Genomic DNA, 21,104 nt, shown 5'->3' with positions numbered 1-21,104 from the left:
TTAAGGTTTTTTTTTCAAAATATCCGCTATTAGACGATGGGCTGTTTCATTTAGATGAATGTCTTCTAATTGCAATAAATCGGAGCGGAAACGCATATATTCACGTAAGTCAATCAAGGGAATATTCTTTTCTTTAGTAATAATATTTAAATCAGTGATCAATTCTGAATTGGATTTGATCCAACTGGAATCCATAACAAAACCAATATCCTTATAAACTTGAAACATTTCTGGATCGTATTCAACTTCCAATGGAATATAAACAATCACCAACTCCTTATTAGCCGATACAATTTCATCATTTAACTTCCGCAAAATTCTATACCATCGTTGAAAGTTTTTTTTTGCAATGGATTTAGTATTCAAAGATCCATGAAAATAGTCTGGACTTAAACTGAATAAAGCTTTTTGAGTTATGAACTCCTTTTCGTTGGTTGTAGATTTATGTATAACCTGCGTATTCGATGGAGCTAATTTCATTAATTCAGTCTCCATGCGCACTTGTACCATTTGAAAGTATTTTCTCTTTCCATAGATTCGAGATTGTTCAGGAAATAAAAATGAGAGTATACGAAAATACCAAGTTTGTTTTTTTACAAAATTTAAAAAATCAGGTGTATCTCCCGTTTCATAAATATCATTCCCATATACAAAAAGATAAACTCGATCAAAAGAAATTTTTGTCCTAACCTTTTGATACAGTGATAACTCATTTTCCAAAGTAAAACCAGGAATTCCAAGATTGACCCAATGACATTTAGTTTCACGATTAAGAATTTCAGAAAATGTATCTTTCCAAAAAATTCCTGAACCAAAAACCTGTGAATCACCTAACAGTAAATACTTACAACTGACGTTTTTTTCCAGTTCTCCAATACGAGTTCCCCATTCTCCTATTTTTCCGATTTCTTTGTTTCCTAATCGGTAAAAGGGGATTTCGCTGTTTATGGGAAAATGGAAATGTCCATAGTCTGAATCAAAATATAATGAAATTGAATCGATCGAACGGCAAAATAGAAATAGACCCAACAAAAAGCAGAGTATTAAAAATCCAACACGAAGTTTTAAACTGGGATTGAGAAAGAAATCATTTGCTTTTTTCATTGCATAAAGTACGAAACCAGAAACTTTGTACCTGTTTTTGATTCGATATGATACAAGCCAAAAAAGCAATAGGATTCTTTGTTAGTTTTGCATTTTTGGTATTCGGATTTTTTTATTTTTCTTCCAAAGGAATTGAACCTTTCTCCGATTTTGCCCTTTTGGAATGGCAATCAAAATTAGCAATCCAAGGAATTTTTCATTTACCATACAATCATGCATTCGAGGATCCAAATTATTCCTTTTTCCCTCTCCCAAACCTATTCTTTCAGCAAACAAAAGGATTCGCACATTCTACCTTCCCCAACCTCTACCCAATCCTAATATCTCCCATTTTGAAATTGTTCGGAATTTCTGGGGTCACTATAATACATACTTTTCTATTTACGATTGGGATTTTTCTTTTTCACCAAATTCAAAAAAATGTTATCTCCACTTTATTATTGTTATATGGATCAACTATACCTATATATATTTTTTTATTTCACGAAACAATATTCATTTTTTTCTTAGAAATTTCGGCTCTATATCTATTTCACAAATGTCAAAATATCTTTGCTGGAATGATTTCCGCATTAATTCTTTGGATCAGACCAGAGATGAGTTTTGTACTGATCATTCTTCCTATTTGTTTTGAAAACAAAACTCAAACGATGCGATTTTACCTTTCGATGGCTTTTTGTTTTAGTTTATTGGCCTTGGGAAATTTGTTCCTGGTAGATTCGCTGCTTCCCCTTCGTATCGCAAAAAATTCTGATATGAGCTTACGTAGTGAAAATGTATTTTATCTAGCAAAAATTTGGATGGAACAAGTTCCCATTTTCATACTTTTTTGTTTCTATTTTTTAAAATCTTTATATTTAAAAGAAATAAAAATATCAAATTTTTTGATAATCATAGTAACGATGGTTATGGTATTTTTGGCACCTAATAGTGGCGGCCACAATACACCGCGGTATTTATTTGGACTTGTCCCACTCTACGTTTTACTTTTAAACAAAGAAGAAAAAAATCCAAACCCATTCATCTCTTACCGTTGGATTTTTCTTATCACCTTAATTTCTATTTATACGATCTGTAATCTTCATTTTCAAATGAAAGAACTAAAAAAAATATCCAAATTTCAATCCAATACTTTAAGTGAAATTCGTAAAATTAAAGACTCTGTTATCATTTTTAGTAACCCAGATTTTGCTTTTGTATCCTTACCGTTACTCGAAGAAAAAAAAGACTTACTTCTATTAAGAAAGGATTTTAATTCCGTAGACTTGGCAAACCTACTAACAAAAAAAAACATAAAAACATTTACTTTTCTGGAACTACCACCTTCCCCAGTGGTATTACCAAACAATTTCCGTTTACCCAATTGTTCACAAGATTGCAGTTTCCAACGCGGAGAAATCCATCCTTTGCCAAATGCACTTCTTCCTATCACTCAAACTTCTTACAAACGAAATTAAGAAATATATTTACTAACAGTTTTTTTTCTTGGATTTTCACACCGATTTGAATGAATTCGGTATATGAACTCAAAACAATGTCCTACTTGTGGAAGCGCAAATATTTACCAAGAATCAGCAACTATTTATCGTTGTGGTGATTGTTTTGATAAATTACCTATCGGTGGAATGATGGATTCTCCACCGCCAAAAGTTTACGGAACTTCCAAACAAAAATCCAAAACTGATTCCTTTAAAAATTGGAAAAATCTTATTACAGGTATTACTGTCACCTGGTTGGTATTAGGTTCCACTTTTTTCACTTACTTTCAAAATTTTAAATCTACACTAAACACTACAACAGAAGAGGAGACAGTTTCAATTCCAGTAGATCCCAATTTAGAATCGATAGAAATTATTCCTGAAGGCGAATTTGAATATACTACAGCCATACCAGATGTTTTAGGTAATTTATACTTTGTAGGGAAATTTACAAATAGCAGCGGGAAGTCAATCCTCATGCCAAAATTCACTGTTTCCTTATTCAACGAATCAAAAGAAAACATCAAAACAAGTGAAGGTTATGCGGAAAAAAATGTGGTGAACGACGGCGAATCTGTAATTTTTCAAGTTTTAGTAGAAGATGCACCAAGTTATTTTAATTTTGATATCAATGTAACTGCTACAACACTTCCGAATGAAACTATTAAACCAAATCTAGTATTAAAACAAATAGATATTAAACGTACTTTGTCTAAAGAATTAATTCTCGTAGGAAAAATACAAAACAAAAGTAATTTTACCACAAATTACACTCGTATTTCATGCCTTTTAATCAACAAACAAGAAAAAACGGTAGATTATGCAACAGTTAGTTTAGAAAAGGAAGATTTTTTACCGAAGGAAGTGCAAAATTTTGAATTGAATTTTCCTAGATCCAAACAGGTTCCAAACTTCTATTACTGTGAAACTGACGCCATTACGAAAGAAAATGTAAAAGCTAATTGAATTTTTGATATAAAATCATATTAGGCGAAACTTCATTGGATTCAGATTTAATCCCAATGTTTGTGTAACACCTTGTAGAAATTATCAATTGACTTTTCTAAATTATGAGAGCGCCAATAAGGGTTTGCTTCCAAACTATCTTGCACCGTTTTCACTATACTACGAGTAAAACTTGTCCGATCAATTTTAGATCCCGTTTCCAATTTCTCGAAACTCGTACTTCGGAGTGTAAGTTCTTTTTTTATCGCTGTAGAAATGACTATTACGGCTTCCTCAACAGTTAGGCGGTGCTCCATAACGAGGAGTTCAGCTGCTTCTTTGATTAATCTTAATTGACGATCACTTACGGACATACAAAACTAAAGCCAACCTCATCATAAAAGTAGATGAAAAACAATAAAGAAACAAGAACTGAAAGTGGAAAAATTCTTTCAAAATATCCGATCCAATAAAAATAGTTTTAAACCTTGGCAATTTTAATAGAAATCAAGAACAATGATCTTTCGTTTGATGGACTGAGTGCCTTCCGGGAAAGAATTATGTCCGAAATCAACAATGCAAAGGAAGATGTTGTTTTGGATTTTACCGAGATATCTATGTCCTTAGACAGTGCCACGATCGGTGAATTGATGAAGTTTCATTCTGCAATGGAATCACAAAATTTACAGTTACAAATTAGTGGAGTGAACAAACTCATCCGCACGGTCTTTCGTTTAAACAAACTCGACACCATCCTTCATCTAATCGACTAATTTTTACATACGTGTATAAAGGATTCCCGTCTGTAAACTGATACAAAAAACTAATTAAAATGGAAACGATAAATGAAACTGAACACTTTGTCCAGGAATTACCTTCACATTTCCTTTTAATTGTTGTACTAGTAAATTCATTAATTTAATGCCAAAACCGGTTTCTACATTTTGTAGAGAATAAGAATCAGGAAGTGGTTCTCCATCATCACTATAAAAAAAGATAATCTTATTATCCTCTTTTTCCAATGTGATTTTGATTTGCCCTGAATTATTTTTCAAAAAAGAATGTTTCACAGAATTACAAATAAGTTCATTTAAAATAATTCCTAAATTATTGGCTATATCAGGTTTTACGATGATAGGAATATCGAGAAAAAAATTAAATTTGATATCTTTCGTATAAGTGGAAAGAATTTGGCGCACTAAATTTGGAATATATTCTTTTAAATCGATTTCATTAGGATTCTCAGATCTATACAAACGATCATACAATGCCATCATACTTCGTAATCGACCTGCCGCTTCATCAAATTGTTCCTTTAAATGTAAGTCTGAGGAATAACTTGCCTGCATCTTCAAAAGACTAAAAACTGAAAATAGATTATTTTTAATTCGATGGTGAACTTCCTGTAAAAGTAATTCCTTCTCCCGCAATAACTGTATTACTTTTTCTTCAGATTCGATGGTTCGAGTAATTAAAGTATGTAAAGCTACAAATCGATTGATACTACCATCTATCGAGCGCAAAGGAACAATCGTTGCATTTACCCAGTAGATAGATCCGTCTTTCGCTCTATTTCGAATCTCACCTTTCCATACATGGCCATTTTGTATCATATTATACATACGTTCAAAAAATTCTGGTGAATGAAATCCAGAATTCAACAAACGATGGTTATTCCCAATCAACTCACTTTTTAAATACATAGAAATTTCACAAAATCGGTCGTTGGCGTATGTGATAACCCCATTTCTATCGGTTATCGTAATAACAGCATGTTCATCAAAAGCAAATTTCAATTGCGAGAACTCGAACTGAGACATCTTTAATTCAAAGAAACTTTGGTAATGGAGTTCTTGGGCGGATTGATTTTTTATATTAGATTTCGAATGTAATTTAAAATCAGAACTCAAGTCTTCGCTAATATCTCTTGCAATCACTATAATTCTTTTGTTACCATCTGAATCAGCTGTAAGTTTACCTCGACACTCAAAGGTTAAAAAATTTCCGTTTTTATGAGCAATTCTCCATATTCCTTTCGTCTCCGATCCTGGAATTCGTAAATATGACATTTTTGTTCGAAGTTCATTTCTATCATCTGGATGAAAAAATTCATCAACAGACCGACCAAGTATTTCGTGAGCCTCATAACCTAATCTATGTTTATGAAAAGAATTTGCATAACAAATCTTTTCTAAATCGTCTATTTCACAAATTAGATCAGGAACGTTCGAAAGTAAGTCGATGTAATTTGTTTGTGCCATTATTTTAAATTTTATTTACTGGTAACGAAAATTGAAACGCTACTTTAGTGATTGGATTTTCACTCCATTCTGAATGATCAACTACATTATGTACAGATAATTTCCCATTATGTTTTTTAAAACAACTGTCTACATAACTTAACCCTAATCCAAAATCCAAAGTGCCGTATTCATCATATACATTTTTTGATAATCGGTAAAAAGGCTCAAAAATTAGATTTTCATATTGTAATGGTATGCCGCAAGTTCCATCTGCATTTAACACTGGTTGATTATATACAGCACATTTAAACCAATCATGTTCTACATTTGTTACGATAGTAATTTTTGAATTCGATTCCGAAAACTTACAGGCATTTGTTATGATTTCTTTAAATGCGTTTTGCATAAACATAGAGTTATAGGATATTTTATATTTTGTATGATTTGGTTTTAGGTCGCTAATCAGAATTTGTTGGCCTTTCAAATCCAATAATGGTTTTAATTCTTGTAGCCAATATTGTATTTGATCATAAAATTCGGCACATGAAATTTCCGCAAACTGTATAGGACTAGAAACCATCAGATCAATATCAGCAAACATTTTTAATGCTTTTTCAGCCATCTCTGTATTGATTTGAATAAGTTCCATTAAATCAGATTCAATTTTGTAGTGATTGCCTTCTTTTACTGTCGTGTCTGATACTAATTTTAATAATGTTACGAGGGCGCCAAAACCGGCTCCTTGACAAAAACTATTTTTTAAGCTTTCAAATAAATTCTGGTTAAGACGATTGAACTCACCAACGCCAGCCATCTTTTCTTTCCATTGGATCCATTCTAAATGGCCCTCCAACCGAAGTTGCCTTTCTCTTTTTGTTATCGTTTCAATTCGTTTCATTTCATAAAATTCAAATGCACGTTTTAACTTAATTGAGATTTCTTGTTCTTCCAATGGTTTTACTAAATAATCGTAAATCCCTAACTTCATAACATTAACAATCAACTTAGGATTGATATGAGAAGTTAACATAAAAATCACAGGCTCAATCTCTTCGGATTTTAATTCCTGAATTAACTCGGCACCATTCAAACCAGGCATTTCGTAATCAGTAATCACAACAGGAAATGGATTTTCTAAATAGTATTCTAAGGCTTGTTTTCCATCGTTTGCGAGAGTCACTTTATAACCCAAAGCGGACAAACTATCCTTTAGATATGTTGCTGAAACCAACTCATCCTCAGCCAATAACACTCTTTTTTCGTTCACTTATATTTCCTGAACTTTCATTGAAATCATCGCAAGATTCATCATTATTTGAATCATTCTATGGTCAACAGATACGAACGAAATTGACATCTAATTAGAAAATTAATAAATTTCTTTCTGGATAATCACTAGAATCGTTCTAATTTTTCCTTAACCTTTTTCTTCGGAAATATTTTACTATCTCAAAATATGTAACCATAACTACTGTTCCATGAAAAGCAAAGATATATACATGTAATGGAATTGGAGCAAAATAATAAATAGAACTGAGCTCAGTGTAAAAGAAAATAAAACAAAGAAACAAAGAAAATCCAATGCCTAACCAAATGATTCTATTGGAAAACAAATTCATTTGAAAAACAGATTCTATTCTGGAACGTTTACTTAATACGTTTGCTATTTGGACGGTTATCGTTGGAAAAAAAAAGGCAGTTAACGATTGAAGATATACTGGGCTTGCTTCCGCCATATTTAATCCTTTTGGCGAAAGCGGTAAGACACCATTACATTCTGTATATACAAAGTAAAAATATGTAGCTAAACAGGAAAAAAATAAAATCATTCCTTCAACTAAATAAGATCTCAAAATAAAACGAATAGATATTAGTTTCTCATTCCGATTCCTCGGTGGTTTAAACATAATACCTTTTTCAGGGGGTTCAGCCCCTAAACCCATTGCTGGGATCAAATCGGTTCCTACATCAACAGCTAAAACACCCATCACCGTCATCAGTAAAGGGAAACCTGGAATCAATGCCCAAAGTAAAAAAGGAATCAACTCCTGGGGATTTGAGTTCAAAACGTACGCAGAAAATTTACGAATATTATCAAATACACCTCTTCCCTCCTCTATCGCATCCACAATCGTAGCAAAATCATCGTCCACAATAATCATTCTAGCTGCTTCCTTTGCAACTTCAGTTCCTCTTTTACCCATCGCAATTCCAATGTCTGCTTTTTTAAGTGCAGGCCCGTCATTGACTCCATCTCCCGTAACAGCAACTATCTCACCTAATTCCTGCAACATTGTAACTATACGCAATTTTTGGGAGGGTGATACTCTGGCAAATATGGGTTCTCCCTTACGAATCCATTCTTTAAGAGAGTTATCGTTCATTTTGTCTAATTCAACTCCAGTAATCACAACGGGACTTTCCCCACCAATTCCAATAGAACGACCCACAGATTCAGCTGTAAGAGGGTGATCTCCAGTAATCATTAGAATCCGAATTCCTGCTGTGTGACACTTCGCGATAGCTTCTGGAACTTTAGGTCGTACGGGATCAGCAAGGCAACAATGTCCTAAATACACCATCCCCGATTCGATTGATTCCAGACCAAAGGAAGGATGAATTTCATTTACCAATTTATAAGCAAAGGAGAGAACCCTATAACCTTGGCTAGCCGAAAGATCCGATGCTTTTTTAAGGTTTGTTCGTTTGGTTTCATCTAACAAAACAACTGAACCATTCTCATAAACATGTGTGCATATAGAAAGAATTTCGAGTGGCCCACCTTTTGCGTATGCGGTGGTAAAATTATCTGCTTTAACCACAACACTCATACGTTTCCTTACTGATTCAAATGCATTAACGTGAATACGTTGTCCCTCGGTATTTTTTAACCTAGCTTGCGATAAGTATAATAAAGCAAGTTCTGTAGGATCACCGAATGGATTCGGTTCTAAACTGGCATTATTACAATGATGACCACAGCTAAAAAATATTTGATTTCCTTCTTTTTTTTCTAATTCCTGAGGAAACAAAAATGTGGAATCAAAATAGGTTTCAATAACACGCATTTGGTTTTGAGTTAACGTTCCAGTTTTATCAGAACAGATAACTGTAGTACAACCTAAAGTTTCGACACTAGATAGATCTTTTAAGATTGCATTTCTCTTTGCCATTCGCGAAACACCTAACGCTAAAGAAAGTGTTACCGTTGGCAATAAACCTTCCGGAACATTCGCAACAAAAATTCCGATAAAGAAAACAAAGGCTTGGACAAAACTGAGTCCGGCAACCAAATATCCCAATATAAGAAAAACAACACCAATAACAAAGGCAAACAACGAAATTGAAATCACTGTTTGTTTTAATTGTTTTTGTAATGGGCTTTCTTCACGTTTGATTTTGGAAGTTATCCCTGCGATTTGACCAATTTCAGTTGTTTGTCCTGTACCAAAGACAACGGCTTTTGATTTTCCTTTGATTAAAGAACTTCCGGCAAAAAGTATATTCGGCATTTCTAACCAAAGAAATTTTCCCTCTAAGACAATTTCACTATCTGACTTATATCGCCTAGCAGAGGTAGACTCTCCTGTAAGAGAAGAGTTATCAACTTCGACATCTTCCGACTCAATGATTCTACAATCAGCAGGAACAATATCGCCTTCAGATAAAACGATTAAATCACCAGGAACAATTTCATCTGCAGGTACAGTTGTAATAACCCCATCGCGGATTACTGGACATTCCTGTGCAAGTAACTTACGTAATGCTTCTACTGCATGGTCTGATTTAGATTCTTGAAAAAAGGAAAAAATACCATTGATGATGACAACTATAAAAATGGCAATTCCCAATTCTGGCATATCTACCCCGGGAACAAAACATAACGTTGTAGCTACCCATAAAAGAATTGCAAACAAACTAAAAAAACTTCTAAACAACTTCCAGACAACCGGAGTAGACCTTTCCTTTTCGATAGCATTTTTTCCAAAAGTTTTTAAGCGAACCTTTGCTTCTAATTGGTTCAAACCATTTTGTAAGTCAGTTTGTAATTCAAAAGCAATCTGCGTTTGGTTTAAATTTTTATAACTTGGCTTCATATCTGATTCGCCACGTTGCACTACGGACAAAACTTTTGATTCCGAATCACATTTTAACAATTCATCTAATATCTGAGGAAGAAGTGAGGATAGACCATGTAACAAACGTAAATGTAGGGAGGGTTGTGTTTCTGGGATCATTTGGAATAAAACCAAATGAATTAGGCGTTTTTCCATAAGAATCCCATGCGGAATCAGAAATAAAAAAACCTCTGGAGTTTTGATGTGTATAGATCGAAAGTGAGGAATTAAAATATGAGGGCCAAGGTCTCCGAACAAACTGTTCGGAAAGGATTGAATACGGTTTTGTAAATCTTTCTTAAATGTTCCTTCCTCAATTTTTCGTAACAACTCGAAACTGATATCGTCCCAATTTTTAGCCCTAGGGAGAATATGAATAGAATTAACATTTAGATATTCGAGAAGCATACTTTTATCAAATACAACCCGAATATAGATTCTATCACAATAAAAAATTCCTTTCGAAAATAATCAAAAGGAAACTTTTATTAAAAAATAAATATTACAAAAAGATTTCCTTAGCTGCATTCGGGTAGCGACCTTGAATTCCTTCCCACCAAACATCCGTACTAAATGCTGCGGATTCGGCAATTTGCCATTTCCCATTGGTTCTTTTGAACAAAGCTTCCACATGGCAACAATCGTATGGCATTTCGTCAGAGAATGAAATTTCTTTACCATCCTTTCTTTGAGCTGTTCCGCGAAACCAAGCGTAATCACCAGATACTTTAAAATGGTCCACAACAAATATGAATTCTTGTTTAAACTCATTCGATAGTTTGGCTCGTAAAAGATCCAATAAATAATTACGTTCCTTCTCGTTGGAACTTGATTTGATTTTGTAATTGGAAACGGGTGTCTCTGCCAAAATTCCTAAGTTTAAAAATAGAATCATTCCAATAATACAAAAAAAACTCTGCAAACGTATCATTTTCTACCTAACCTTTGCTTTTTGAATCATTTTAAAAAATAACGACGGGTAAACCATTTGTAATGCTAATCCAAATTTTTCTTTAATGCCAGCAATGACAACTTCTCGTTGTTTGTTGGCGACCGCATGTAAAATTCGGTGTGCACATAATTGAACTGGTAATCCAGCGGCAATGACAGAATCCATTGTCCCTGTGGATGATCCATCTCCTTTCAATGCATTTTTAGAAATATTAGTTTGGATAAAACCTGGATAGATCATTGTAACAAAAATTCCAGACTTCTCCTCTTCCGATCGTAATGAATGGAAAAAACCAACTAACGCAAATTTGGAGGCTGAATATGCAGAACGAAGTGGACTTCCAATTTTTCCTGCTACACTAGAAATAACGGCAAAATGTACTTCTTTTTTTCCTAATATTTGCGGTATCATGGACCGAGTCATCTCCGCAGCACCATAAAAATTAGTATTCATGATTTTTTCTAATGTGGTTAGGTCGGTTTCTTTGGTTAAAGAACGTTGGCTAATTCCACCATTATGGATGACCACTTTCGGAATTCCATACTTCTGTAAACAACGTTTTGCGAAGGTTCCAACAGATTTATAATCTTCTAAATCTAATTTTTCGATAGCGTATCTTCCTTTCTCTAAGTGAAGTTCTTTTGCAATCGCATCTAAATCTTTTATTTTCCGAGACGCCAGTAACACCTTTGCATTCTGTTTATAAGCTTGTGCGACTAGTTCCTTTCCAATTCCAGAGGAGGCTCCTGTGATCCAAACCCATTCGTCTTTGTAAAATTGATTCATTCGGCGCACCTCAGTCCATTGTTCTCTTTTCCTATGATTTCGTTAGCATACGAAATTCCCACAACTTGTTTTTCAATGTAATAAAGACCTTAAAGACATTCTAATCGAATTTTCTATTTAGTCAAAAATTCATTTTGTACGGTCAGTAATCATGATTGACAAAGAAATAGAGTGAGGTATTTTGAATTTAATCAGTCAATAAATTGCTTCAATAGCAAATATTGAGATATATACCTAACATTCACAGAGGGATTTCATGAAGTTTCTACCTCGTTTTTTAAAAAGAACTGTCACCACCTCTTTGATTTTCATTCTGGTGTCTCAATGTAGAATGGCTGATTTAAACAATCCTAGTGATCCTTTCTCGGATGAGTTTGTCAAACGATCGATCCTTGCAGAGTTCGTAAAATACCTCTTACGTGAAAAGGTGATTCCTGATTCACTGGCTCTACTAGTTTACAAAGGAACCACCCCTTATGAAGCAGGTCTCAGAGTGTACAGAGTTGACCCAGATTCTGGATTGACTGCAGATTTCGTGAGTGATGTTAGACCGGCGGTTACAACAGCGTTCCCTGGATGCCAGCCTATAAGAATATCAATACCTCCAACATCACGGGATATCATTACCTTTACTGGCCCGGCCAGCGATCGAGTTGTCGTTCACAAATTAGGAGTGGACCGCTCGTTGACAATGGTCCAAGATAAAAATGGATTTGGTGCTCCATCTACCGCTACATTTAGTATAGATGGAACAACGATGTATTCTTCCAACACTTTAACAAGTCCGCCTACAATCAACCGTTCCACAAGAGATATTAGTTCGGGTTATATCAATTTAAATAACACCGGAAATTATCCTTTCACTGTAGGATGTTCTCCTTCCTCGATTCGAACAAGTAATTTAGATGGAATTATCTTTACTGCCAACTCCGTTGGCACACCTATGGGAATCTATGTGCACAAAAAAACAAGTGCAGACATAGTTGCTCCTGTTGGTGGAAATCCTTACACACAACCTGATAACCCTTCGACTAACAATAATTTGTGCATATCTGAAACTGACCGACTTTTGTATATGACTTCAACGAATTCATCTAATCCAATTTATGGATATAGATATGACGCTAATGGCAATATGCAAATATTACCAAACTCTCCATTTTCTCCAGACCCGGCATACACCGCACCAGCACCAGCAGATAATAATTCTACAAATATGGTTTTGGAACCGAATGGAAAGTATGCGGCTTTTTTATATTCTTCTGGCGGAACATTTTACATACGTCTATTGGCAATCGATGGAAATACTGGAAATCTAATTCCTACAGATCAAAAGTTAAGTGTTGGTAACTCGCCAAAACACCTAGATTGGGACCGGAGCGGCAAGTTTATTTATCTAGTTTCTGATACGGGAGGTTCTACCAATAAATATCAAATGGAATATTTCCAGTTTTCACAAAATGGAACATTAACAAGAGGTGTTAACTCTCCTATTACATTTAGCAATATGTCAGGGGAATTCATAGCAAAGGATCTTAAGTCAATTCCCAAATATTTTAGATAATATCACGCATTCAATCTGTGTTATCAAACTTTAACAAGGCAATTTTCCTTGGAGTTGCACTTTACGCAATTTTACTTTTCGCATTCTCCGGTATTCCTGATGCTGATATATTTTATCATTTTGCTGTCACCAAACTTTATCTAAATGAAGGTTTAGTCTCAAAACTGCCTTGGCCCGAGATAGGAATCCAATCTAGAGAATTTACGGATTACCATTTTCTTTTTCATCTCACAATGATCCCTTTTCTCTTTCTTCCCACAGAAGAAACAATCAAAATTAAATTATTCATTCTATTTTCAATTTCATTGCTCCTATACCAGCTAACATCCTTTTTTCGAAAAGAAGCACCTTCATTATCTCCTTATTTCATAGTTATTTTTTTTATTTTAGGGTCAGTTTTATTCACAGGAAGAATGTTATTTGGAAGAGGAAACTTATTATTCTTTTCATTGTATTTTTTATCATTGCGTATCTGGGACTTGAAATATAATAAATGGATCTTCTTATTGTCATTTCTGGCTACTTGGTCTTATAGCGGATTTCCTTTTTTATTTTTCACTGGATTATTTATAGCAATCTTGGAAAGGAGCAGTGCGAACACTCGACTATTTTTTACTTCTTCCATGGGAATGTTTACCGGTCTTGTCATTCACCCATCATTTCCTTATCAATTTAAAGGTTATTTTATTGAACTAATTATCCAATCTTTTCCTCCACCCGGAGTTGAGGCAATCGCAGAGTGGCTTCCACCAACTAGGGACATTTTAATTTTAGGTTTTTTGCCAATTCTTCCTTTATTACTCCTAAGTTTTAGCAACAAAACTCATTACAATTTTCATCCAAGAAGTTTCGTTTTTTTATTTTTGGGAATAGTCTGTTTGATATTTACCGGTGCATCATTAAGAGTCTTCGAAATAAGTTGGTTAATGTTTTACATATTCATTTTTCTTAATACAACGCTCTCCAAAAAAAATCAAATCCTAACGGCCCTTATATTATTTGTAATTCAATTTCCCATTGCTTACGAAAAGATGAATCAACAATTTCGATCATCTGAGACAAAGTATGGGTATATAGTAACTCAATGGATAAAATTTAATATTCCACAAGGTGAACGAATCTTCCTTTCTTGGGCAGACTATCCTTATTTTACATTCAAACTACCAGAATATCGCTATCTCTTCGGACTTAATCCCCTTTATGCATGGTCTTTTAGTGAAAACAAATATTTTTCACAAAAAGCATTTTTTGAAGGTATTATCCCAGGTTTTCAACAAATTCCCAAAATTCTCAATTACGAAACAGTCGTAATTAATAAATTCTATTATAACTTCGCATTTAGTGAATTTAAAAAAGTTTCTTCAGAATATCACTTAGTTTTTGAAAATGAAAAATATGGAATTTTTGTTAAAAACATACCGCTTAATAAAACCACAAAAGAGATTATCATACCCCAAAGATAAATTTTTCCTTTTAAACTTGGCAACCTGGCGAACATTCCATCTGAATATTTATCATTTTCCTCGGTCACAAAAGGATACTCTTTACCGGTATCGTCCAGTAGAAGTTCCCCAAGGTCTGATTTTCTTTCTCCGAAATAAGATTGAGGCATACTTTGACTTAATGCTGACTTCGGAATTTCTATAGTTGATTCTAAAAGTTCAGATAGAGTCTGAATAGGAAAAGATTGATTATCTAAAAGCAATTGCGATTCGCGAATTATTGCTGATGGTATTTTTTTACTTTTTAAATTCTGATTCCAAGATTCATCCCCTATTCCACCTTCTTTACTGATTAAAATAAATGCTGAAAAAGAAGGTACAATTGTTTCAAATTGATCCAATTGTTTCTTAGTAATCTTAAGGACTTTTGTATGATATCCCAAATTGACTAAATACATTTGAAGTAGATTGCTTATTTTTAAAAAATCGCGATACCTATATTCAGATTGTGAATTCAATAGTTCTGTATGAATTAAACCAATTGGTTTTATTGACTTAAGATTAGGGTTGGGTAGAATCTTAGTAATAAAGAATGGATATTCGCTGCCAATGATTTCCAAACGCTGTTTATGTAAGCTGATATATTCATGAAATTGAGGACTGTAACCAACTAGGTGAGTCACACCCGAGCGAAGTAAAAAGTCTAAATAATATCCAGAATCTGGATTTCTTTTCGCAAGCGATATGAGGTTTTCTCTCCAATCCACATCAGTACCCCAACGAAAGTTATTTGCGAATCCAAACTCTTGCCAATTGAAAACAAGTGTAGAATAATAGGAAGATTCAACAGTTAGTCCTAGATTATTGCGCACTCCTGCCTCATAAAGAAGTGGTAACCAGAAATGAGGAGTCCCAAACATTGATTTAGATCTTATAATTTCCGGCTGAACCAATGTTCCATTTGGCAGAGACGATAAACGATCAGCTAACTTCTGATACAACGTTAGTTCCTCAGATGATCTAGAACTTTGCCAAATAGGAGATTGATACTCTTGGTATTTTGTTGGATTAAAATTTATAAAAATATAAAATTCTATCATCAATACAACAAAGATTGTTGAAAAAAAAGGAAGTCGGTTTTTTCCGTTTCCAGCTATGGTGCGGATACTTAATGAGAATAAAATAGAGAATGAAATAAAAAAACAATCGAAAGCACGATAATTATGAATTTTAAGATTTGGGAAAATGTATCCAAGTGAATAATCAAGAGATAACCAAAAAAAAACTAAAAGTATTGTAGAAATAAATTTACTTCTTGGTGAAGAATGGAATTTTCTAAAGTGAAAAATCAAAAGAGCAATCGCAGCTAATGACAACCACCTTCCTGAACTAAATAATTCGACAATGTAAACAAGAGTTAAATTCTCCCCATTTGAATAAGCTCTCAATGCAGAATCATATACATCTTTGCCTAAAATAGATAACAATGGGGGATAAGAGTATCCGTAAAAAACACCACTAGTATATTCCGAAAAACAAAAATAGTTATAAACAACCGGGGATATGAGAAAAAAAACGGTTACCAATGAATAACTAAATACTTTGATATTCTGGAAGAAAAAATGCCGGTATTCAAAACAATAAATCAATAACATTAGGCTATAGAATACAGAACTTAATAGATGCGAATAGAAAATTATAGATGTTAACCCAACAAATAAAATCAAATAAGGAAAGTATATTTTTTTTCTATATTTATCTAACGAAACTAGTGCAAATAAAATCAACGAGTGTGTGAAGCTTGAAACTACTGTGCCTTCAACAATTCCAACTAAACTTGTTCCTTGAAGTCCTTCACCTGCATAATTAAAATAAAATAAAACTGAAGAAAGTCCCAAAATAACTCGAATATATTTCGGATAAATGGACCACAAGAATTGTTTTGCAAATGAATATATAGCGGTAACTAATAATAAAATGGTTATAAATACTGATATTGAAAATGCAGATTCAATATTAATCGAAAGCAATAAATGCAGAGAATATACGAAAAAATAATAAAATGGTGGATAAAAGTAAAAAATAGGAAATCCACCAAACCAAACATCCGACCAACCAGTTGCAGAACCAGTTTGGACTAGTTTTGCGAATTCCTTAGCTAAAACAATATGACCAGGAGTATCCCATCCACTCAAAGTCTGCCCGGAAAACAAATACCAAAACTTAATTGGAAGTGATAGTAAAACTAAAGAACCGAGTCCATAAGCAAAAAATTTTGCCCATAGACCTCGGCGAGACAAAAGTAGATCCATATCAAAAAGGATATGGATCTTGGTGATTTTGCAATCTTATATTCCAGGTTCCGTAATGCGAAAACTAGGACATTCTATACGGTAATTAGATTTTTTTCCATCAGAACCGAGATACATTCCTTCATGAACTAAACGGTATTCACCAGGTTTTGTTTCTTGCGACGTTTCCCAAACTAAATCTAAACTTTCTTCTGCTCTACCCCAAATTCCGCGCTTTTGATAGAAAAACTTTGTATCGTAGTCTGCATCGGAACGAACAGGTTTCCAAGTAGAATTTTCCAATACTTCTACCCATAAATATGAAGGCACTTTCGAATAACCCACATTAGGATTTGTAGCCGCTACTCGACAAGAAACCACTTCTCCTTTTTTATAGGACTCGGAACTTGGTTGAATGACAGACTGTGGTTTGTTTGTAACTACATCTGCAGAAGGTATTTTTAGAGGATGTACACGATCGGATAAGTCTAATGGCATAATAGTTTGCGGTGTTGCAAGTGCACCATCTTTTAACTCGATAGACATTTTATGAAACTCTTGTCTTAAAGCATTCAAACTCTGAGGGCCATGTAAGGTATGACCACCTTCATAATTTTGTGTTGAATACTCCTCTGGAGTAGTGATGTATCCAGAAAAATCATTCGTTAAACCAGATAAAACTATCTCGGTTGTTTTATCTTTTAATACCGATCGAACTTCATTTTTAAGTCTACGACTAGACATAGTGGTTACTTCATGTGGTAAAACCAAAATAGTAAGATCACCTACAAGTGTTAATCCATACGGAAGTATTTGCGGTAAACTAGGAATTGGTTTTGTTTCACCCATTGGGAATAAAACAGCTTTAGGGTTTTGACATTCTCTTAGTTCGTCGGAGGGAGATTGTAACATAAACTTTGCAATCCAATCAATATAGAACCTACGATTTTTATTTGTCATTCCTTCATGAAACAACCAATGCCCACCACCTTCTTCCGTAGATCCCGCAGCAAACGAATATCCATAGGCAGAAGGGCATGTGGTTTCCGTTTTACCAGTTCCGGAAAATTCACTGCTTACTGGATGTTTACTCATATCAATAAATCTTTGTGTATATGAAATACCACCTGACAACCGTTTTCCTCCAGACTTTAAGATTTGTTGACTGGCAACGAATTGTCTTTTTCCAATGATAAAACTACTGTCGTAAATATCTTTTCCTGGGCCTGTATTATTTAAATTGAGATTAGGAGATACATCTCCTTCATTTGCTTGTGCAAAGATAGCAACAAAGTCGTTTAACCCTTGTTTTTTCGCCTCCGCTTCGGCAAGTAGCGATGCAATTCCTTTGTTGTCCGAAGAAATAAGTCGATTGTCAAAGGTGATATTAGTAGGATGAACTCCATACCAATTGATAAAACCTAAAGGAACACCGGCAACAGATACAGTTAGTTGTAACATCTCGCGGTCAATGTTATCAGTATAAGTTTTTCTTTCCGCATCTGGATTGGCAAGGTAAGCAGATAAACTTCGATTGATTCCGGCCTCATTTACCATTGCTTTTCCCACTGTTAATTCAGCAGGTTTCATTTTTAAATATGCCTCTTTGATGGACTCAAAAATTCCATCTTTTAAAACTGCATAAGATTCCGGATAAAACTCTTTTGAATAAAAAGACACTTCCGAATAATGGAAATGGCCTGCTGGACCACTATGAGTATGGGATGCGTTAATTAAAACATTACCATAGTTAAATGCAGGATCTAATTCTGTTTGCAATTTTTTGACAACATCTCTTTGAATTTCAAAAGGAATCCCTCCTACTTCAGCAGTTACATAAGCTAAAAGTTTTTTGGAACCTTGGTCACGAATGACGAGAGATCTGGCAAATTGTCTTGTATGAATTCCAACTCCGGTTTGGTCTTCTCTAGCATAACCCCAGAACATAACACCCACAGACGGACCAGTGATATCTTTTTTCGCCATAGCAGCAGAATACACCGGTTTCTCTTCCGACAAAAGTGGAAAAGAAAAACAAAAAAGAACGATTAAGAAAATTCGCAACTTCATCTTTCAACTTTTAAATGGGTTCCTTTCTCCTGTCAATCCCGAACAATTGTCGACTAATTTCTAAGCCAAATGCCATTCTGTGAAGGGAATTACCGTTCTAATTTAGCAAATTTACGATGAAACCGGCAAATATCCGCTATAAATGGACCAACCAAACGTTAGAAGAAAGGAAGGACGAATCTATGAAATCCAAAAAATTGGGTAATATTGAACGACAAGGAAGTGACAGTGTTTTCTTTACTCCAAACAAAACTAGGACGTTTTCGCATTTTAGCGTTTTTAGAAGGTCTCTCTTTTCTCACGATTCTTTTTGTAACTATGCCTCTCAAATACATATACAAAAATCCAGAACCAAATAAGATCGTTGGGCTCATTCATGGTTTATTATTCCTTTTATATTTGGTAGAATTGTTTCAAGTCAAAGTAGAGTTAGAATGGAAAACGAAAAAAACTTTGTTAGCGGCACTCGCATCCGTTGTTCCCTTCGGGACTTTTATTGCAGAAAAATATCTTTATTTAAAACCAGATTCAGAAAGTTCAAAGGAATCCTAATTTTTTTTTATAACATAAAGGTTTTACATTTTCTAAGTTTCTTTGGTTTGATTGCGAGTCTGAGTTTGGAAGCAGCGCCAAAGAAAGAAAATCGAAAACCAAATTTAATTAAACCTTCAGAAACATCTCAAACTAGTATCGAAAATTCTTTCCCTAAACCAAAGGACCAATACCAAATCCGTTTGATTATGGAAAACGATGCCTTTGGCGGTTTTTCAGATCAATATTATACAAATGGCTCTCGCTTGGAATTTAATATGAAAGCAGGAGAATCAAACCCAACCAGAAGAGTGTTAGGTTATTGGAATGATTTATTTATCACTCCGACACAATCTACAAAATATTTACAAGGTTTTTCTCTAGGTCAAGAGTTTTACACTCCAACAAACATAGAAAAGGCGGATGTTTCCTATGGTGACAGGCCATATGCCAGTCGGGCTTATTTTGGTAACTCGTTAACAACTGCAACTGAAGATACTAGTATCACGACAGAGTTGGAACTTGGAATGATCGGTCCCTCCGTTGGTGGAAAATCCGCACAAATGAATTTTCATAATTTCATTGGTTCACCCACCCCTCAAGGATGGGATACACAAATTCCTAATTCCTACTCAGGTGCACTCCGGACAGATGTAAGAAAGTTCTACCATAGATTTTTTGGAACACAGTATAATCTAAACTTAGGAAACATTCAAGCGGACGCTTCGTTTGGTCTTATCTTTCGATTTGGAAACGTAGACAAAACACCAGGCCCTGGAAGTTCTGCATTACAACCAGGTCCTCCGATCCTTCATGAAGACGGAACAGGTTATTGGTATTTTTATGTAAATCCTGGAGGTACATTCCAATTTTATAATGCTACAATACAAGGTTTAATGGGATCAGACAAATCCTATAAAACTCAGAATAGAAACACTGCCTTTAGCAATTGGGATAATTATTTAAATAATCCTACGCAGGAAGCAGGGGAAAGAGAAATTCAATATAGAGCATTAGCGGAGGATAATGGAAAAAACTCCCTACAAAGATATATTTTGTTTAATGAATTTTTGGTAAATGGAACTTCTAACCCATATAATATTGGTCTTAACTATTTATTATTTAACAATATCTTCAATGGTGCTGAAGACATTGAAAAATCGACTCGTTTATTCCTTTTAAATAATCTAGCGGAGCAATGGGACCAAATTCCCGACAATGCTCGTGCCTTAGCAATTTATTCCATCTTTCGTCCAGAAGGAGGAAAATTACCACCGCAGATTCGACTCTATTCTTATGAAGTTTTATCTCAGTTTATATTGGATCCAAAACAAAGAGAAGTATTGTTACAACTATTACGCAATGAAATTGAATTTAGAGATGAAAAAACATACGTGGCTGATTTAAAACGTGCAGTGGGTTTTATCAAAGTTGGATTTGTTTCCGTTTCCAATGCTGGTTTTTTATTCGGTGTTCATTATAACTATCAAACTATCGACTTCCAGTCGGGTAAAGGTTTACCACAACAACACCAGTGGTTAGGTTTCCAACTAGGGAAAGTCTTTTAAAAAATGTAATTG

Annotated in this window: 16 protein-coding genes; 7 read left to right on the top strand and 9 right to left on the bottom strand. The window is 34.3% G+C overall.

What is annotated here, in order from left to right:
- Entirely contained in the window at window positions 1-1,104 is a 1,104-nt protein-coding gene (locus EHQ31_RS06900; RefSeq protein ID WP_244247299.1) for an SGNH/GDSL hydrolase family protein, read from the bottom strand.
- Window positions 1,105-1,151: 47 nt separating this feature from the next.
- Between EHQ31_RS06900 and EHQ31_RS06895 the strand changes: the two genes are divergently transcribed.
- Together EHQ31_RS06895 and EHQ31_RS06890 are read left to right on the top strand one after the other, a co-directional pair.
- Window positions 1,152-2,561, top strand: coding sequence for an LA_3751/LA_3752 family putative glycosyltransferase (locus tag EHQ31_RS06895; protein WP_135574930.1), 1,410 nt, complete (start codon window positions 1,152-1,154; stop codon window positions 2,559-2,561).
- Window positions 2,562-2,624: 63 nt separating this feature from the next.
- Entirely contained in the window at window positions 2,625-3,548 is a 924-nt protein-coding gene (locus EHQ31_RS06890) for a hypothetical protein (RefSeq protein WP_135574931.1), read from the top strand.
- A gap of 47 nt (window positions 3,549-3,595) precedes the next feature.
- On the opposite strand, the gene EHQ31_RS06885 is transcribed toward EHQ31_RS06890, so the two are convergent.
- Entirely contained in the window at window positions 3,596-3,901 is a 306-nt protein-coding gene (locus tag EHQ31_RS06885) for a hypothetical protein (RefSeq protein WP_135574933.1), read from the bottom strand.
- A 186-nt stretch (window positions 3,902-4,087) separates the two neighbouring features.
- Here EHQ31_RS06885 and EHQ31_RS06880 point away from each other — a divergent pair, with 186 nt between their 5' ends.
- A complete protein-coding gene (locus EHQ31_RS06880) occupies window positions 4,088-4,300 on the top strand; it encodes an STAS domain-containing protein (protein ID WP_244247298.1) in 213 nt (70 codons plus the stop codon).
- Window positions 4,301-4,354: 54 nt separating this feature from the next.
- On the opposite strand, the gene EHQ31_RS06875 is transcribed toward EHQ31_RS06880, so the two are convergent.
- From EHQ31_RS06875 to EHQ31_RS06855, 5 genes are all read right to left on the bottom strand, one after another.
- On the bottom strand, window positions 4,355-5,788 hold the full coding sequence (locus tag EHQ31_RS06875; protein WP_135574937.1) for a PAS domain-containing sensor histidine kinase: 1,434 nt from the start codon (window positions 5,786-5,788) through the stop codon (window positions 4,355-4,357).
- A gap of 4 nt (window positions 5,789-5,792) precedes the next feature.
- A complete protein-coding gene (locus tag EHQ31_RS06870; RefSeq protein WP_135574939.1) occupies window positions 5,793-7,037 on the bottom strand; it encodes a hybrid sensor histidine kinase/response regulator in 1,245 nt (414 codons plus the stop codon).
- A 139-nt stretch (window positions 7,038-7,176) separates the two neighbouring features.
- Window positions 7,177-10,296, bottom strand: a complete 3,120-nt coding sequence (locus EHQ31_RS06865; protein ID WP_135574941.1) for an HAD-IC family P-type ATPase — start codon at window positions 10,294-10,296, stop codon at window positions 7,177-7,179.
- 94 nt (window positions 10,297-10,390) lie between these two features.
- On the bottom strand, window positions 10,391-10,819 hold the full coding sequence (locus EHQ31_RS06860; RefSeq protein ID WP_135574943.1) for a hypothetical protein: 429 nt from the start codon (window positions 10,817-10,819) through the stop codon (window positions 10,391-10,393).
- 3 nt (window positions 10,820-10,822) lie between these two features.
- Window positions 10,823-11,626, bottom strand: a complete 804-nt coding sequence (locus EHQ31_RS06855; protein ID WP_135574945.1) for an SDR family NAD(P)-dependent oxidoreductase — start codon at window positions 11,624-11,626, stop codon at window positions 10,823-10,825.
- A gap of 256 nt (window positions 11,627-11,882) precedes the next feature.
- Between EHQ31_RS06855 and EHQ31_RS06850 the strand changes: the two genes are divergently transcribed.
- Together EHQ31_RS06850 and EHQ31_RS06845 are read left to right on the top strand one after the other, a co-directional pair.
- A complete protein-coding gene (locus EHQ31_RS06850; protein WP_244247297.1) occupies window positions 11,883-13,190 on the top strand; it encodes a lactonase family protein in 1,308 nt (435 codons plus the stop codon).
- A gap of 17 nt (window positions 13,191-13,207) precedes the next feature.
- Entirely contained in the window at window positions 13,208-14,653 is a 1,446-nt protein-coding gene (locus tag EHQ31_RS06845) for a hypothetical protein (RefSeq protein ID WP_135574947.1), read from the top strand.
- Here EHQ31_RS06845 and EHQ31_RS06840 read toward each other — a convergent pair.
- Together EHQ31_RS06840 and EHQ31_RS06835 are read right to left on the bottom strand one after the other, a co-directional pair.
- Entirely contained in the window at window positions 14,560-16,932 is a 2,373-nt protein-coding gene (locus EHQ31_RS06840) for a YhgE/Pip domain-containing protein (protein ID WP_244247296.1), read from the bottom strand. The two genes, EHQ31_RS06845 and EHQ31_RS06840, sit on opposite strands and share 94 nt — an antisense overlap.
- 48 nt (window positions 16,933-16,980) lie before the next feature.
- Window positions 16,981-18,993: a neutral/alkaline non-lysosomal ceramidase N-terminal domain-containing protein gene (locus EHQ31_RS06835; RefSeq protein WP_135574951.1), complete on the bottom strand. Its 2,013-nt coding sequence runs from the start codon at window positions 18,991-18,993 to the stop codon at window positions 16,981-16,983.
- A 228-nt stretch (window positions 18,994-19,221) separates the two neighbouring features.
- Here EHQ31_RS06835 and EHQ31_RS06830 point away from each other — a divergent pair, with 228 nt between their 5' ends.
- A complete protein-coding gene (locus EHQ31_RS06830) occupies window positions 19,222-19,545 on the top strand; it encodes a DUF3817 domain-containing protein (protein ID WP_135574953.1) in 324 nt (107 codons plus the stop codon).
- Window positions 19,546-19,610: 65 nt separating this feature from the next.
- Window positions 19,611-21,092 carry a lipid A deacylase LpxR family protein gene (locus EHQ31_RS06825; protein ID WP_244247295.1) on the top strand — a complete coding sequence of 494 codons (1,482 nt, stop codon included), beginning with the start codon at window positions 19,611-19,613 and terminating at the stop codon, window positions 21,090-21,092.
- Window positions 21,093-21,104: the final 12 nt, after the last annotated feature.

The organism is Leptospira montravelensis, assembly GCF_004770045.1.
GTDB classification, from domain to species: domain Bacteria; phylum Spirochaetota; class Leptospiria; order Leptospirales; family Leptospiraceae; genus Leptospira_A; species Leptospira_A montravelensis.
Note: the sequence above shows the minus strand (reverse complement) of the source record. Positions and strands in the feature narration are given on the sequence as shown.